The sequence below is a fragment of the Burkholderia sp. SCN-KJ genome (genome assembly GCF_024656005.1).
GTDB lineage: Bacteria > Pseudomonadota > Gammaproteobacteria > Burkholderiales > Burkholderiaceae > Burkholderia.
Genome location: NZ_JANKOG010000020.1, coordinates 1 through 15,967, shown reverse-complemented (window position 1 = coordinate 15,967; position 15,967 = coordinate 1). Strand labels below are relative to the sequence as shown.

The window sequence follows — 15,967 nt, the reverse complement described above, 5'->3', positions numbered from 1 at the left end:
CGAAACATTCTCCTCCCGGGAGGCGTCAATGCTACATACGCGCGGTGCTTCAAGCGACAGGTAAGGGTCAGGTTTGAGTTCCTCCTGGCGTCAGCAGGTGACCGGGAACCCAGATGCGACCGCTGGAATTTCAGCGACTAGTCCGCCGCTACCGAGCAGCCCCGCGCAAAATAGTGTCCGGAATTCTTCCCGGTAACGCTTTGGCTTCCCCTTATCAGGGGGATTAATCTTCCGTTGCGTCAAATCGCTTTGTCCGTCGCCCGCGAAAACCAACGTCTCGTCGGTAGAGAATTCCTCCAAGGCAGACGATACGCGAGGTGCCTTAAATGTAGCCACTCGCTGGCGATAGAACCGGGTGGTGTACGGGTCGTCGCCGGCGGCGATAATAGTCCATCGACAGGAAGGAGTCCGTCATAACTGACCGTGATTCCGGCAACGGACGGGTCCAGATCGTCTCAAGCTCGTGGCAGACCGCATGCGCGTTGCATCGAGCGCTGCACGCATCAGGTCAGCGAAAGCGATTCCCACGCGGCCTCCTCCTGCAGCGAACGGTTCAAAACTCGAGGATTCCGCACTAACGATGAATCTCGCACCCGCGCGTGTCAGAACCTCTTGCGGCGCCTGACTACCATCGCCGTCTTGGCGATTCGGCAAACCTTCGCCTCGGGCGAACACGGTCAGATTGCTACCAAAGCGGAGGAAAATTGCGCGCGTTCCGGCGCAATAGAGCTTCTGCCGATGATCACCAGATGCTCCGAGAGTGCTGCCCGATCGGAACCGAGTCGAGTTGTTGTAGCAGCGAATCAGCTCGATGCCGTCGACATCCGGAACCAACGCGTGCGCGCCCAGATCGATGAAAATCTCTTTCCCGCGAAGTTCGTCCGTCACCAGCCATTACTACCCGGGATACCGATGGTGTGCGGACCAGTGAAATGCGCACGATTGGCGAAAATAGCCACGTTGTCCGAATTGAGCAGCCTTTGTTCGACGCCAGCTCGTGAACCGGCAATGCCGTCATTTTTGTATGTTTTCACATCCGAGAGATTGACTGACACATGACCACTTATGAGCACACAGCAGTCGGTACGGGACGTGCGACGCACGTCCGATCGCATAATAATTTTCAACGGCTGTGCAACCAGCGTTTTCTCAGCTTCCGCCAACGCGCTGCGTTCTATGACGCCGGGTTTCCGCACGCTCTCGCTGAAGCGTACGGAAAGCGGCGGGCTGCCTTGCCGTGTACCCATGACAATTGCATCGAAGTGATACTACATCGATGGTCTCCTGAATAGCGCCATGAGGCCAAGTATGTTACGCCACGTTTCTCAGCCATGCGCCGGACGAAGCGGCAGAAGCGCCACGAAAAAACTTAATCGGGGTATCGCGGTCGCGAAGAAGAGATTACCTGTTCCAATGTAACGATACGCCCACACGCGTTCGAGGGAGATCCAATCGTACTTCATCTGTCTGCTTCGCGTATTCGTTACACGGTAACGAATATTGCATACGCGCTTTAACCGGGAGTCTCCGATGTCGTCACAGCGCGAAGTGGCGGCCATGCTCTTATGGAAGTGACGCGTCTGAACCGAGGGTTCCTAAATTCTCACACGATGAAGACAGCCATTGGAACGCTGGACGGACCTGCTTACCACGACACCAATCCGGGTCTACTCATTCTCGTGTCACCTGTCTACAACTCGCCGGAACCGGTGAGCATCACATTCAAGCTTGATCATCGGTGAAATCATTATGGGCGCGGGCGCGGGCGCGGGCGCGGGCGCGGGTCGTTAATGTTGAGTTGAGTGGTGCTTGGATTGCCGCGCGTTTAGCCAACGCTCGATATGTTCAGCGGTGGCGAAATATACTGGCGCACCGGGCCGTTTGCAACTAGAAGCGAAGTGCTTGAGACATAGAATGTCCGCGGACGGAAGGGATGGCGATCGTCATTCCGTACTTCGCAGACTCGCTTAGTGTCACTCCCGAGGATCTGACCGGCGCTTTGTGTACCTCGTCCCGCGGTATCTCAATCGAACCTTGATTGCACAAGCGCCAAATCTCTGAACGGATGCGATCGACTAACGACGTCCACCCTGAGAAGCTCTGAGAGGCCAACATGTGTCCGCTAATCTGACGGAAATCAGAATGACGAAGTCGTCATTTTCATGAAGAGACAGTATGTCGGACACGCATAGTGCATGCGAAAGCATGATGGAGTAACGGTTGTTCGCGTTTGGCCGTTTCTTTGGACCACGACAACGTAAGCCATCCAGATAGAGCGCCATGATTCCGCTCGCCCCGCGAGTCCTGACGCCGGACCGACTCATCAACCGTGATGTGAGGCTACGGGGGCAATTTTGATCATCTCGAGGGCGCTCGACAGACGTAGGACAATGGTGTAGATATGGATCGATCGTTGGCTATCTCAGGAAAGATCTTTGTGAATTTTTTGCAACCGAAGGACTTGATCCAACGCTTCTTCAGGGGTGGCAATATTCGCGAAACCCATCAGAAGACCGACAGGGGATCGCCGGCGTATGCACCATTCACTCAGGGCTCTGACCGCTAGGCCATTGCTATTTGCCGCGGCCGCCAATGCCTTGTCGTTGTACTTTGATTTTAGGTATGCGAGCACATGGATGCCGCCCGCGCGGTCGGGCACGCGCAACTCTCCACCGAACACCTGAGCTAGGGCCTGAATCAGGTAGTTGCGCCGGGTAGCATAAAGTGACCGCATTTTCTTTATGTGGCGCGCAAAGTGGCCTTGGTCCATGAAATCCGCCACCGTGGCCTGAAAAAGGACGGGGCTGCTGCTCAGCAGAGCCATCGTGTCCCGGAACCTGTCGATCTCCTGTTCCGGAACAACCAGATAGGCTAGGTGCAATCCCGGATATAGCACCTTACTGAAGGTACCGGCATATAGAACGCGCCCTCCGTGGTCCAGACTCTTCAGAGGGGGTAGAGGGCGGCCGTGGTATCTGAACTCGCTGTCGTAATCGTCTTCTATGATCCAGGCGCGCTGAGCTTGTGACCATTCCAGCAAGGCTCTCCTTCGGGGTAGCGACATGGGGACGCCTAAGGGACTCTGATGTGTTGGAGTAACCACTGCGAACTGGGCGTTCGCGGCTCGTCGCAGGCCTGCTTCGACGTTTAGGCCGTCGTCGTCCACAGGCACCGGCGCCAGTCGGACACCGGTGCCTTCCAGAAACCGACGAGCGTGGAGATAGCCGGGGTCCTCGAACCAGCCGGTATCACCGGGCTGAAGCAAGGTGCTCCGAATTAGTTCCAGCGCTCCGCGATATCCGGCGGTTACGAAAACTTGATCGGGTGTGCAGGCAATGCCGCGCGAAACAGCCAGATACGCGGCGATCGCTCGGCGCAGCGGCTCATACCCATTTGGATCGGCGTTGACCATGTCGTCCACGCTCATCGAGCGTAAATTGCGCCCGGCGATGCGCACCCATGTTGTCCGGGGGAAAGCGTCCAGTGCAGGTAAGCCAAGTTGCAAAGGCCTGAATGCGGATGTCTTGACCGGATTTGGTCGGTGAAGTGCGGTCGACCCGATCGGTATGGTGGCGCCGATGCCCCCTTCTAGCTGCGGTGACACTTCCGTGCCTGCGGGTCCCCGAGCTATCAGATAGCCCTCACTGGTCAACATTTGATATGCCGCCTCGACGGTGCCGCGTGCGAGGTTCAGCTCGCTGGCCAAACTTCGAATTGAGGGTACGCGTTCACCTGGAGCGAGTTTGCCGGCGGTAATGGCATCTCGAAATCGCCAATACAGCTGCAGGTAAATTGGCGATTCTTTACCTCTGAGTGACTTCAAATCGGGTAAGTTCATGGCGATGTCCCACGCGGATAGACATTTCTTGCCCCTATTGAGTAGGCCATCATTCTCCTAGACTGGTCGCTCGGTAACAAGAAAATCGCTATGACCTCGGCGTCCTCGCGTCATATCGACGACAACCGGGATTGTATCGCCTGCGATGTTGTCATGCGGTGGCTGCGGGCGACTCTCGACGGGCAGGCGACGGTTATCGGGCAGTTCTAGCAGCCGCCAGTGCGGCGATCGTGTGCTCGCTGTGAGGCTGGGGTTGCAGGTCGCCGGGTTGAAGGGTCGTCGGTCGAGGGGGAAGATCTCCCGTATCGGCGCTTTGGATAGATTGATGGGCTGGTGGTAACCACTGGGATGCGTCCGCGCGACCGATAGATTGCTGAGGCCAGTCGTCTCCTCAACGTGGTCGGCGAGTCGCTTGTCGATCGTCTCTGGTTCTTGGGCGACGGAGACACGATCGCCGACATGGATGGCGACGTTTCCGTGGAATCGACACTTGATCGGTCGTTGCGAGGCAAGCGGTTTGGTGGGTATCTCGGATGTTCCTCACCCGATGCGAGCATTCGACGCCGTCCTCACGCATCCAGTTGTCCGCAAAGGGATCAGTATTCCCCATCGTGATCGGGTATGTAGGCGAACCTCGCGGCCTCCGCTCGAAGCCGACTTTCGAGCACCGAAAAGAACAACACAGTGTGCATTTGCCTCCGTCTGAAGATTGCCCTGAAAGCTGCATTGCATGATTTGTCTGTTTGTTCGCGGCATCACTACTTTTGCTTCTGGGAAACGATAGGTTTGAGTCGGCTTGAGTCACGCTCGTGTGGCCCCGCTGTTTATGAAATGATTGATTTGACGAGATGTTGCATATGCGCTTTAGGACATCTGCTTATTTGGGAACCTCGGTCGCGGCCGTTGTCATTGCGTCGCCAGCACACGGAAAAGAAGAATCTACTTCAAATACTCAAATACCTGAGATTGGCTTCGTCACGGCAAATTCACAGGCCGAGCCGATCTCCATCGACCTGCCCGGACGGACAAGCGCATATCTGGTCGCACAGGCAAGTGCGCGCGGGGACGGCATCATACTTAGGGGTGACTTTGTCGAGGGTAGCGAGGTAAGAGTCGGTCAACGTTTTTACAAGATCGACCTGGGTCCCTGCATAGCTAAGGGCGATATCGCGAAGGCTGCTCCAGTTAAGATGAAAGTCAACCTTATTACCACAAATGACTTTTCAAAGTGCGATAACGTATTTGTCACGGAAAGTGCGAATCGTGAACAGGATTACGAAAATACTGTCTTCACCAAGAGAGTGGCCGCCGTCAACGTTCCCGCTGGAAAGGCCAAAGCTGAGATGACGCAAATTAATCTTTACTATACCGACGTGACGGCTCCGGTGTCGGATAGAACTGGTATATCACTGAATACACGACATGCATATGTTAAGGTAAATCGGTCAGCGTTAACGAATAACCTTCGGAAGATTAAGCGTGCCCATATCGGTATCGCACCGGCCAGCCTCGATGGACTCAAGCATCGTCGGAAGATTCAAAGAGCGCGCCTAAAGACGTGCGTTTCGAGTGCAGTCAAAGTCACGTGGATTCCTGGGGACGCTCGTGATTATTCGCCGCAAGGCGCCTCGCGATTTTCCGACGCCACCGTGGACCATTCTACCGGCTCGATAACGTTACGGGCGGTGTTCAAGAATTCCGATCACATCCTGCTGCCGGTCATGCTCGAGCAGGCGCGCATAGAGAAAGGTGTCGATGGGCACGAGTTTGCCGTACCAGTGGTCGGTGTAACGCATGATCAAAACGGGCACGTGAATGCGCTCGCAATTGGGCCTGATAGCAACGTGCTTGGGCGGTCCCTGACTATGACTGGCATGTTCGACACATGTTGGATCGTTGACAGCGGATTGCAATCCGGTGATCGAGTGATCGTACGCGGTATTGGAAAGGTGCATCTCGGAATGATGGTGCAGGCGGTTCCGTCGGCAAGTGCGGCGACATTATCCGGATCTCCCGTGGGATTTGTTTCCGGACGCGGATTTTCACCCGGTGGGTCCGCCTCGCAACCAGCAGCCTTAGGCGTTTGAGTGGGATAACTGTCAAATGACCAAGTTCTTTATCGATCGCCCGATTTTCGCGTGGGTGATTGCGATCATTCTAATGCTTGCAGGTGCGGCATCGATCGTCGAGATGCCAGTCGCACAATATCCACAGATTGCTCCGCCTGCGATACAGATTACGGCAAATTATCCGGGTGCTTCTGCGAAAACTGTGGAAAGTACGGTGACCCAGGTTGTCGAGCAGCAAATGAACGGTCTCGATCATCTGTTGTACTTGTCGTCAAATAGTGACGACTCAGGAAGTTCAACTATTACGGTTACGTTCGCTCCCGGCACTAATCCAGACATTGCTCAGGTTCAGGTTCAAAATAAGCTATCTCTTGCGACTCCGCTTCTGCCACAGATTGTGCAGCAGCTAGGTTTGCAGGTCACGAAATCAACCAGCAGCTACCTGTTATGGATCGCATTCACATCAAATGACGGGAGCATGTCTTACGTAGACTTAACAGACTATGTCGCGTCACATGTTCTTGATCCGATTAGTCGGATCGACGGTGTTGGACAGACACGGTTACTGGGCTCACAGTATGCGATGCGGATCTGGCTCGATCCGTCGAAGCTGATGAGCTACTCGCTTACGCCTTTAGACGTAACTCATGCGATTGCAAGTCAAAACGTTCAGATTGCGGCAGGACAGATTGGCGGCGCACCCGCGGTCGCGAACACCGTATTGCAAGCCACAATTACCGCGGCCACACTTTTTCGAACGCCGGAGCAATTCCGCAACATTCAGTTGAGAGTCAATCAGGATGGCTCACAGGTCCGGTTGAAGGACGTCGCCAGAGTTGAGCTGGGTGCGGAGACATACGGTTTCGATACTAATTTCATGGGGCAACCTTCCGCCGGACTCGGCATTCAACTCACGCCGGGTGCGAATGCGCTGCAGACCGTCAAAGCGATTCAGGCGAAAGTGCGTGAATTGTCAGCATCATTCCCACGCGGATTGGCGGTCCATTATCCCTACGATAGTTCACCATTCGTGCACAAATCTATCGAGGAAGTCGTCAAGACACTGGTTGAGGGAATAGTGCTCGTGTTCCTTGTTATGTACCTGTTCATGCAGAACCTGCGTGCGACGTTGATCCCAACGATTGCTGTGCCAGTTGTGCTGCTCGGGACACTCGGTATCGCAGGTGTCCTTGGGATTTCGATCAACGTTCTGTCGATGTTTGGACTCGTGCTTGCGATTGGCTTGCTGGTCGACGATGCGATCGTCGTCGTTGAGAACGTCGAGCGCGTGATGATAGAAGAAGAGCTATCACCACGGGATGCGACCCGCAAGGCGATGGGGCAAATCAGCGGTGCGTTGATCGGTGTCTCGCTCGTGCTCTCCGCGGTGTTTGTTCCGGTTGCACTATCGCGTGGATCTGTCGGTGCGATCTATAGAGAGTTTTCCGTCACTATTGTCTCGGCAATGGTGTTGTCGATGCTTGTCGCGCTAATTTTGACACCGGCACTATGCGCCACGATCTTAAAGCCGATTCCGCGCGGGTATGAACCGGAGGTGAGAGGATTCTTCGGCTGGTTCAATCGAACGTTTGATCGGAGTCGCGCTAAGTATCAAAGTGGTGTGCATCACGTCATCCGGCGCTCGGGGCGGTGGATACTAATCTACTTAGTGGTCGTTGTTGGGGTGGGACTGCTTTTTATAGAGCTACCGAAGTCGTTTCTTCCGGATGAGGATCAAGGGTATATGTTCGTCATCGTCGAAACACCGCCTGGTTCGACAAAGGAAACAACTGGGCGCACACTTGTAGACATAAACGATTACTTGATGAAAAACGAGAACAACAGCGTTGACTCGGTGTTTACGATAAACGGATTCAGCTTCGCGGGTCGGGCTCAGAATGCGGGTCTTGCGTTCGTGAAACTGCGGGACTTCGCACAGCGGCGACGCTCAGATGAAAGCGTTCACATGTTGATTCAGCGTGTGGCGACCCACTACGCGAAATTCAAAGACGCGAAAGTGGTCCCATTTAGTCCTCCAGCGATACGTGAATTGGGTACCGCATCGGGGTTCGACTTCGAACTAACAGATAACGCTGGAGTCGGACACGAGGCTCTGATGGCCGCACGCAATCACCTCCTAAGCATGGCTTCCGAGGATCCGGTACTTTCACTAGTACGGCCTAATGGCCTCAACGATACTTCAACCTATCAAGTTGATATCGATCGCGAGAAAGCGCAAGCACTCGGTGTGTCGCCATTCGCGATCGACCAGTCGTTGTCAATCGCGTGGGCCTCACAATATGTGAACAATTTCCTCGACATCGACGGTCGAATTAAGCGGGTCTACGTGCAGGCGGATGCACCGTTCAGAATGACGCCGGAAGACCTGAGTAGGTGGTATGTACGCAATGAGGCGGGGACGATGGTGCCATTCAGTACTTTTGCTGATAGCCATTGGGCATATGGCTCACCGAAGCTCGAGCGTTACAACGGTGTGTCGTCGGTTGAGATCTTGGGCCGGGCCGCTCCGGGAAAGAGTACCGGGCAGGCTATGGCCGAAATGGAAGCTTTAGCGGCGAAATTGCCAACAGGCATCGGACATTCATGGACTGGACTGTCGTTCCAGGAGGTTCAGTCGGGCTCGAAAGCACCGATTTTTTACGGCATATCGATTCTCGTCGTGTTCCTCTGTCTCGCGGCGCTATACGAGAGCTGGTCGATTCCGTTCTCCGTGATTATGGTCGTGCCGGTCGGTGTGATTGGAGCGCTTCTCGCGACCACGCTCCGGGGTTTGGAGAATGACGTGTTCTTTCAGGTCGGTCTCTTGACCACCGTCGGACTGTCAGCGAAAAACGCGATTCTCATCGTCGAATTCGCACGAGAACTGCAAGATAGACACGGCATGGGTCCTGTCGACGCTGCGCTTGAGGCGGCGCGCCTACGGTTACGCCCGATCATCATGACATCCTTGGCGTTCATCTTTGGGGTATTTCCACTTGCCATTAGTAATGGGGCTGGTTCGGCCAGTCAGCATGCGATCGGGACGGGGGTGATTGGCGGAATGTTAACGGCGACTTTTCTTGCGGTATTTCTTATCCCGATGTTCTACGTGAAGATGCGAACGATGTTTGATAGTAAGGAGGCCGTCATCGATGAGCCCATGAGGACCGAGCGGGAGTATGAATAGTGGGCGTCGCGTAGATCACAACGGCAAAGTCAAGGAAGAGTTTAAATGAAAGCGCATATCCGCAGTGCCGCCGCAGGGACTGTCATGGCGACGGGCCGCACAATGATCCTGGAGTATCAGCGTCCCGTCGCATCGATCTCGAACGTATTTCCGATGGACGGAGAGCGGGCAATACCGGCGACGGGCAGCGCCGGAAGCCGCTGTGCGAACGGACGTGCTGCGGGCGATGGCGACCGACCCGAAACTTTTATCGAACCGAGAATGCGGCGCCTTGTTGAGTTGGCCCTCGGGAACAGTTTCAATCTGCGGCTAGCTGTTCTAAACGTCAAAGCTGAGCGTGAGCGGTTCCGCACGACGCGGGCCCGTAGTGAGCGGCCCGCGGTAAACAGTGCCATGATGTAAGCGGGGTTTCGGCGGACGTTTTCAGTATGAAAGGAGCCGTACGATGAAACGCAAGCGCTTCAGTGTCGAACAGATTGTGGCGGTGTTGAAACAGGCCGAAGCAGGCATGGCGGTAGCGGAACTGATTCGTCACGTGGGCATTTCGGAGCAAACCTTCTATCGCTGGAAGAAGGTATATGCCGGTTTGCGGACGGACCAGGTGCGGCAGCTCAAGCAGCCTCAAGACGAGAACGCCCAACTGAAGAAGGTGGTCGCGGAGCCGACGTTGGACTGGGCGATGCTGACCGACGTATTGAAAAAAAGTGGTGAAGTCCTCGCCGAGGCGCCACGTCGTGGATTATCTAAAGTCTGCCTATGGAGTAACAGCGCGGCGCGTTTGCCGCGTGGTGGCCATATCGCGCTCGGTGTACCAGTATCGCAGCCACCGCGACCCGCAGACTGCGTTGCGGCAGCGCATGTGTGAAATCGCGGCGACCCGGGTGCACTATGGTTACCGCGAGATGCGCGTGCTGCTGCCACGGGAGAGCTATCAGGTCAGCAAGAATCGGCTGTACCGCTGTATCGTGAGGAAGGGCTGTCGCTGCGCTACAGACCAAATCGCAAGCGACGTGCACAGATGAGCCCCCCGGCACGTGCAAGGTCGACGGCGACAAATCGCGCGTGGGGTTCGGACTTCATCGCCGACCAGCTTTCGAACGGCCAGAGGTTCCGCGCGCTGACCATCATCGACGTCTTTACGCGCGAAGCACTAGCCATCGATGTTGGCCAGCGACTGAGCGCTTCAGATGTCGTGCGTGCACTGGATGAATTGAGGAGCAAACGCGGAGCGCCCCGCACGCTGTTTTGTGACAACGGCTCGGAATTTACGAGTCAGGTGATGGACCTGTGAGCTTACCATCACAAGGTCGAGATTGCTTTCAGCCGGCCCGGCAAGCCAACGGATAACGCATTCGTAGAGTCGTTCAACGGCACGCTACGCAATGAATGCCTGAACGTGCACTGGTTCACATCGCTGGCCGACGCCAGCGAGCAGATCGAACGATGGCGGGTCGAATACAACGAGAGTCGGCCTCACAGGGCTCTCGGTGAAGTGCCGCATGTTGAATACGTCCGTCAGTTGGGCCCGCAGGCCCAACCGACGGACCAACAAAACGCCGAAGACGAACATTGCCTTTGGCGCTGAAAACCGTGACCGTTCAAAAACGAACGTTACTAGGTTCCGATTGGCACTTTTTGTTGGGGGCAGGTCAGCAGCGCGACTGTCAAGCGTGAGTTTGAAACCGGGAATAACGAGGCGCTTGGAAAATACGTTAACCTAGGCATTGCGGAGCACTGTCGAACTGTTCGGGACGGATTGAGAGACGTAATATATTGTCCGCGTTGTCAATATTCTGATTCTTCGCGTGCGTAGGCTTATTCCGAGGATTCGCGTCTTGGACAACTGCCGCGAACGCTCGCGCTGGAACGACCCCACGGACGCGGCAGTCGTCGGGCGCGGTTGGGTTCGTTGGAAAATATCGACAACACTGTGCTATACCACCTAGTATTCGCTCGCCGTTGGTTGGAGCGCGTTCGTCCCATAGCGACTTCAGTCGTTAGAAATTGTATTGCACATATAGTTGTTCAAAATCGATGCCTGGATTCGGTTCCTTGATACTGGCGTTTGATAGATGCTGGAAGCGAAATCCAGCTTGATACTGTTGTCGACTACCGAAGCTCGCACCAAGGCCAACCATGTCGGCGAACTGAAAAGCGCTGGACATCGTGTAGCGGCTCGAAAATGAGGGGTGCGAAAGCAATCGGACGCCGACTCCCGCTTCAACGTAAGGGCGAATTGCTCCACTTCCTTTGATGAAGCGGAGGACGGGCGTTACGCCAAATTCAAAAATGTTGTCGTGTACTTCCGACGTGCTCGAATGCCAGTAGACGGCGTGCCCCTCGAGCACGGCGGTGAAATGCCATCCCGCGATTGCCCACCACGACCAGTGGGGGTCCCACACACCGCCGAGGTCCACCTTATCTTCGTGGACATCGTGATTGTTCGAGGTACCGGCCGCGACCTGTACACCGAACTGATCCGCGCAGGCGACGCGGGGTACACTAAATGAAAGCGCGGTCAAATAGGCGATGCGAATAAGTGACCGGGAAGTTAAACCGGACAGAGATCGCATATTACGATACCGGAGAAATCCTTTCAAAATTTTCACTTGTTCTCAATTTGGCTATAAATTGGGTCCACGCGGAACCGGATGAGACGCCCCCGGATTCCGACGCACATGTTGACACAACGTGTTTTTGTTGCGGACCGTAACGGAACAAGTGTACTCGAGTACACGTAGTAGGAGAGTTCGGCACAACTATACGTGCGTATAGAAAATTCGCCGCGAAGCAGTTGGCAGGTTACCTTCATACTGCTATTCTCATCGCGAAGCGCTTCACATGACCTATGCTTCTGTAAGGAAACTGCACACGCCTTGTTTAAAATCTGAGCCACACCGAGGCGTACGCTCAGTGTGGATTAGTGTTTGAATTTTTGGAGTCACGGTGCGGATCCGCAATTTTCTCACGATTGAGTGCGGTCGCGAAGGCGTCAGTATGACGCGTCGCATATTCCAACGCAGTCTGACTCGACTCGGCCTTAAGGAAGACGCTTTCAGGTCGGAAATCAAAAGCGGGTGTAGACAGCATAGCTAGAATATTCCGATTTTTCGAAAAAAATTTTGATATGTTTACACGCAGAAACGACCATATTGGTGTGTGAAATCCCCTGCCTGTGTTCTTCACATGCGACGCAAACGCAAATAGACACCACGTTTGCGTGAGTCCACGCGCCGCATCGAACTCACGTGGAATAATTATCTCGGGTTTTCTGTAAAGGTTTGGGAATCCGAGGCTCACTTTCTGTCGGACTACGATATCTAACCTCTCACTGAAGGCGCCGGCTCGATGGCATCGAGCCTTCACTCAATGACGATTCGGGAACTTGGCAACGAATATGCCAGATCGCGCGAACCAACACGTAAGACGAACTGCGCAGGTGTGCGTTCGACGGCCCGCGCGGCTCGCTCAACTAGATTTCTTTCGATGTCTAACAACCGGTTAGCGAAAGCGAACACTACTTTTTTCGGACACGGTAAGATCGTTGTGGGGTAGCTCCGGCGTGTCGGGAAGTTTGCGCAGGGCCTATAGCTTCACCGAGGATTTTCCGTCATTTCTCCGGCTCCTGACCTCCGGCCGCCGGGGAGCGGGCTGCGGACAGATGCCAGAAGGAGAGAAAGCGATGCAGCCAGCAAAACAAGGTCCTTAAGAAGAAACTGGCCAGGCATCGCTGTAATGGCCGGAAATCCGCCTGTCATCGCTTCTCCGACGCCGGGAGTGCTCAAGAAGAAGGTGAGCGTGATCAGATAAGTCGTGGCCGACATCACCGCTCCCAATGCGGAGAAAATGGACTGGAAAGCTCCGAGAATCAGGGCCACTGCGGTTGACAACTCGAGTACACCTATAACGTCACTTGCGCCTTGAACTCCGAATAGCGTGTGCAACCAACTCATGATGGGACTGTTTATGATGAACGGAGCGATGCCATTAGCTTCATAAGCGGTGAATTTCATACCACCGAACCAAAGAAAAATGATGACCAGTGTCCATCTGAGCAAGGCCAGAAGGGAGAGTGATCCGAAGCTCTTTTCAGCGATTTGTAGGCGAAACCGATTTGCGAGATTGTTCATTTTGGATTTTTCCTTCAAGTTATATCTGTCCTGGTTAGCGAGTAATTTCATGTGCTGGCGACCGAACCGACAGCAGTTACCAGCGCTCGAAATCCCGAGAATGAGCGCACGTTACATCTATGGTCGATCGTGCGAAATCTTGGTATGTAATGGCACGCTGACTCGCCGAGGCGACTCACTCTACGGGCGGAAAGTCGACGACGGTGCCATTGATACGTTGGGAAATATTGGTTAAAACAGTGAGCGCGACGGCAAGCGAGATCTCGGTCAGGCCACCGGACGTCAATACGCCTTCGGCGCTAAGCTGCGCGGCCAAAGAGGCAGGCGCGAAGTGGCCCAACGCGGTGAATGTGTTCGGTACGGGCCCGCTGGCAATGTTCTTGAGCCGCGCATAGATATCAGTGGCGGCGCCAGTGACGAACTTGATGGCGCGAATCGCGATGCAGTTCATGGCGTGAATCTTTCATCTGGTGTTTAGGAATCTCTACTGTATGCCTTAAGGATGCCGACTTCGAGACTATATCTTCTCATTAAGATGCCTAAAAGGATCAAATTATGAATCAAGCAGTTGCTCGTCTACGGTAATGGTCCGCACAACTCGTCTCGTCGAGATTTAGGCACAGGTGTTTGCGGGTGCGGTGAGTGCGTCGTGAGTCGTTTGCGCGGCGAAGCGCTGACTCCGCGCCGGCGCGTCTAGTGTCTCACCCAGGCTGCACATCGAAAGCGAAGCGCATTACTCGCCCTCTAGTAAAGCGGATGATTCGCAGAAGATGGCCCGGCCGGTCGATTTGCCTTCGGGACCTTGAAACGCTCGAGCATCTTACGATGGACGAATTTTGGTTGCAGGCACCATGCGGCCAAGTGGTTGAAATGATCGAACGCTTCGCGTGGGCTAGTCCCGGGGATGAGTTGGTAAAGGTTTTTCTGTGCGGGGCGCCGTCGGCGGATTTCCGAACCGGCTTGGCATATCGACGGCGATCATCTATAACCAGCTTTCCGGTATCCCGTAATGTAGTGATGCGTCGCCCAGGTCTTGAGGACGGATCCGTGTCGCCGTCAGGGGAGTAGCTTTCGGTAGTGGATGAAACCCGGGCGATCAGCGAGGCCACCGTAGAGACGCATGGCGTTATGATTGGACTCGTGTGTCAGCCAATGCACCCGGGACGCCCCGTGACGTCTCGCATCGGCATAAACATGTGCGATGAGCGCGTGGCCGACGCCGCGGCCACGCGCGTCGTCCGCAACAAACAAGTCTTGAAGATAGCAGTAGTCACCCGTCGTCCAGGTAGATCGATGATAGATCGAATGCACCAGCCCCAATGCTTGTTCTCCCGCGATGGCCAGCGCCGCATGCATCGGCTCGGATGGGTCCATGAAGCGTAGCCAGGTCGTGAGCGTCACGGATTCGGGGATATCCACGTTGTAAAAGCGCTGATAGTCTTTCCACAACGAATGCCAGATCTCGAAATCGTTATTGTCAATTGATTTGACTTCGACTGATTGCATCGAATACTCCTGAGATAAAAGATGGCAATGGTCTGAATGCTAGCTTTTGTTCCAGAACCCGTCGTCATCAATTGCGTTCGATACTCGCCGCGTAAGTACTACGCTCATTATTGGCGCGTGAACATGGGCGATTTCCATCTCCTGCACCTGACGTTATGCGGCTTGTGGCGACACCTTGGGGTTTTTCCTCTCCTAGTCCTACTGGGCTTCTTCTATGTCGCCGTCACTTCCAGCCCGCGCTGCACTGCTGAACACGCGAGGCCTCAATCGAACCACGTCCGCACATGAAGAAAGCGGCGGGAGCCAACTAGCTCGTGCGCTTCGTAAAAGCCGGTCAGGTTACGCACTCAGTCGAGCGACGAAATATCCGCGCTGTTGTATTCGGCACCCATCACCCGGTTCCTGCCTTCGAGCTGTCCGTCGAGGACATCAAGTAGTCGCACTGATTCGGTTGCTTAGTGGTTCAGCGGGCACTTGTCCTCATGTTCTTTCCCGCGAAGTTGTTGAGGAAGACGACTTGGCCGAACATCGGTCCGTCACCGCCCATCTGCCACGTGAGTCACTGGATTGTCTCATAGCACGTGTTGGGACTGCTCGAGAGCAACTGCCCCATTTTGTTAGCGAAATAGATCAGGATCGCTCCTGATTTGAGCAACGCGAGGCGCTGGTCGCTCGGTCCATTGGGATCCTAGATCGCTGGAATCGTGCCATTGGGGTTGAGCGTGAGGACGCGGGATCATGATTCCTGTTCGCGATGATGTCGACCCGGTCCGACTCATAGGGAAGACCCGTCTCCTCCAGCATTATGCCGATGTTCACTCCGTTAGGCGTTGGGAACGAAAAATGCTGGAGTCGATCGGGGTGCTGTATCGGCCAGGGCGTCACAATTGGATGACTGAGTGTCACTTCTGTCCTCGTAGATTTGTCGGTTCAAACGAGGAAGCCCGGACACGATCCCGAGACTCATTTCCGGGTGCATCCGGGCTTCTGTGCTACGGTCACATCAAATGACACCGTTTGGGACCCTGGGAGAGGGTCGATGCGCGCGTCATCGAGTTCAGATCGAACCGGCCGGCGTAACGGGCGGAAAGTCTTTCTCGGGATCGAACACGTTATTGAAGAAGTTCGTCAGGGAGTACATGGCCACCAGCGCGACGATCTCGATTACGTTCGCGTCCGTATAGCCGGCGTCACGGACAGCTTGCAGATCGTCGTCGCTGACCTGACCGCGGGCCTC

The 15,967-nt window shown here is 54.9% G+C and carries 11 protein-coding genes and 2 pseudogenes; 4 read left to right on the top strand and 9 right to left on the bottom strand.

Annotation, left to right across the window (positions count from 1 at the left end; translation table 11 throughout):
- Positions 1-411: 411 nt before the first annotated feature.
- From NQV17_RS27530 to NQV17_RS27520, 3 genes are all read right to left on the bottom strand, one after another.
- Positions 412-888, bottom strand: a complete 477-nt coding sequence (locus NQV17_RS27530; RefSeq protein ID WP_257774688.1) for a hypothetical protein — start codon at positions 886-888, stop codon at positions 412-414.
- Positions 885-1,247, bottom strand: coding sequence for a hypothetical protein (locus NQV17_RS27525; RefSeq protein ID WP_257774687.1), 363 nt, complete (start codon positions 1,245-1,247; stop codon positions 885-887). Before NQV17_RS27525 ends, NQV17_RS27530 begins: the two co-directional genes overlap by 4 nt.
- Before the next feature lie 1,175 nt (positions 1,248-2,422).
- Positions 2,423-3,838: a PLP-dependent aminotransferase family protein gene (locus NQV17_RS27520; protein ID WP_257774686.1), complete on the bottom strand. Its 1,416-nt coding sequence runs from the start codon at positions 3,836-3,838 to the stop codon at positions 2,423-2,425.
- An 857-nt stretch (positions 3,839-4,695) separates the two neighbouring features.
- On the opposite strand from NQV17_RS27520, the gene NQV17_RS27515 reads away from it, so the two are divergent.
- The 4 genes and pseudogenes from NQV17_RS27515 (at position 4,696) to NQV17_RS27500 (ending at position 10,679) form a co-directional block, all read left to right on the top strand.
- Positions 4,696-5,925 (top strand): efflux RND transporter periplasmic adaptor subunit, encoded by a 1,230-nt coding sequence (locus NQV17_RS27515; RefSeq protein WP_257774685.1) that lies wholly within the window; start codon positions 4,696-4,698, stop codon positions 5,923-5,925.
- Between the two features lie 16 nt (positions 5,926-5,941).
- Positions 5,942-9,094, top strand: a complete 3,153-nt coding sequence (locus NQV17_RS27510; RefSeq protein ID WP_257774684.1) for an efflux RND transporter permease subunit — start codon at positions 5,942-5,944, stop codon at positions 9,092-9,094.
- A 45-nt stretch (positions 9,095-9,139) separates the two neighbouring features.
- A complete protein-coding gene (locus NQV17_RS27505; RefSeq protein ID WP_257774683.1) occupies positions 9,140-9,496 on the top strand; it encodes a hypothetical protein in 357 nt (118 codons plus the stop codon).
- 43 nt (positions 9,497-9,539) lie between these two features.
- Positions 9,540-10,679: pseudogene (locus tag NQV17_RS27500) on the top strand (IS3 family transposase).
- A 412-nt stretch (positions 10,680-11,091) separates the two neighbouring features.
- Here the strand turns inward: NQV17_RS27500 and NQV17_RS27495 are convergent.
- The 6 genes and pseudogenes from NQV17_RS27495 to NQV17_RS27470 form a co-directional block, all read right to left on the bottom strand.
- Positions 11,092-11,667: an acyloxyacyl hydrolase gene (locus NQV17_RS27495; protein ID WP_257774785.1), complete on the bottom strand. Its 576-nt coding sequence runs from the start codon at positions 11,665-11,667 to the stop codon at positions 11,092-11,094.
- 1,020 nt (positions 11,668-12,687) lie between these two features.
- On the bottom strand, positions 12,688-13,224 hold the full coding sequence (locus NQV17_RS27490) for a YkgB family protein (protein ID WP_257774682.1): 537 nt from the start codon (positions 13,222-13,224) through the stop codon (positions 12,688-12,690).
- Positions 13,225-13,399: 175 nt separating this feature from the next.
- Entirely contained in the window at positions 13,400-13,675 is a 276-nt protein-coding gene (locus NQV17_RS27485) for a hypothetical protein (protein ID WP_257774681.1), read from the bottom strand.
- A 605-nt stretch (positions 13,676-14,280) separates the two neighbouring features.
- A complete protein-coding gene (locus tag NQV17_RS27480) occupies positions 14,281-14,730 on the bottom strand; it encodes a GNAT family N-acetyltransferase (protein WP_257774680.1) in 450 nt (149 codons plus the stop codon).
- 263 nt (positions 14,731-14,993) lie between these two features.
- Positions 14,994-15,636 (bottom strand): annotated as a pseudogene (locus tag NQV17_RS27475) (glutathione S-transferase).
- 151 nt (positions 15,637-15,787) lie between these two features.
- On the bottom strand, positions 15,788-15,967 hold a 180-nt coding region (locus NQV17_RS27470), incomplete at its 5' end, for a carboxymuconolactone decarboxylase family protein (RefSeq protein WP_374692758.1).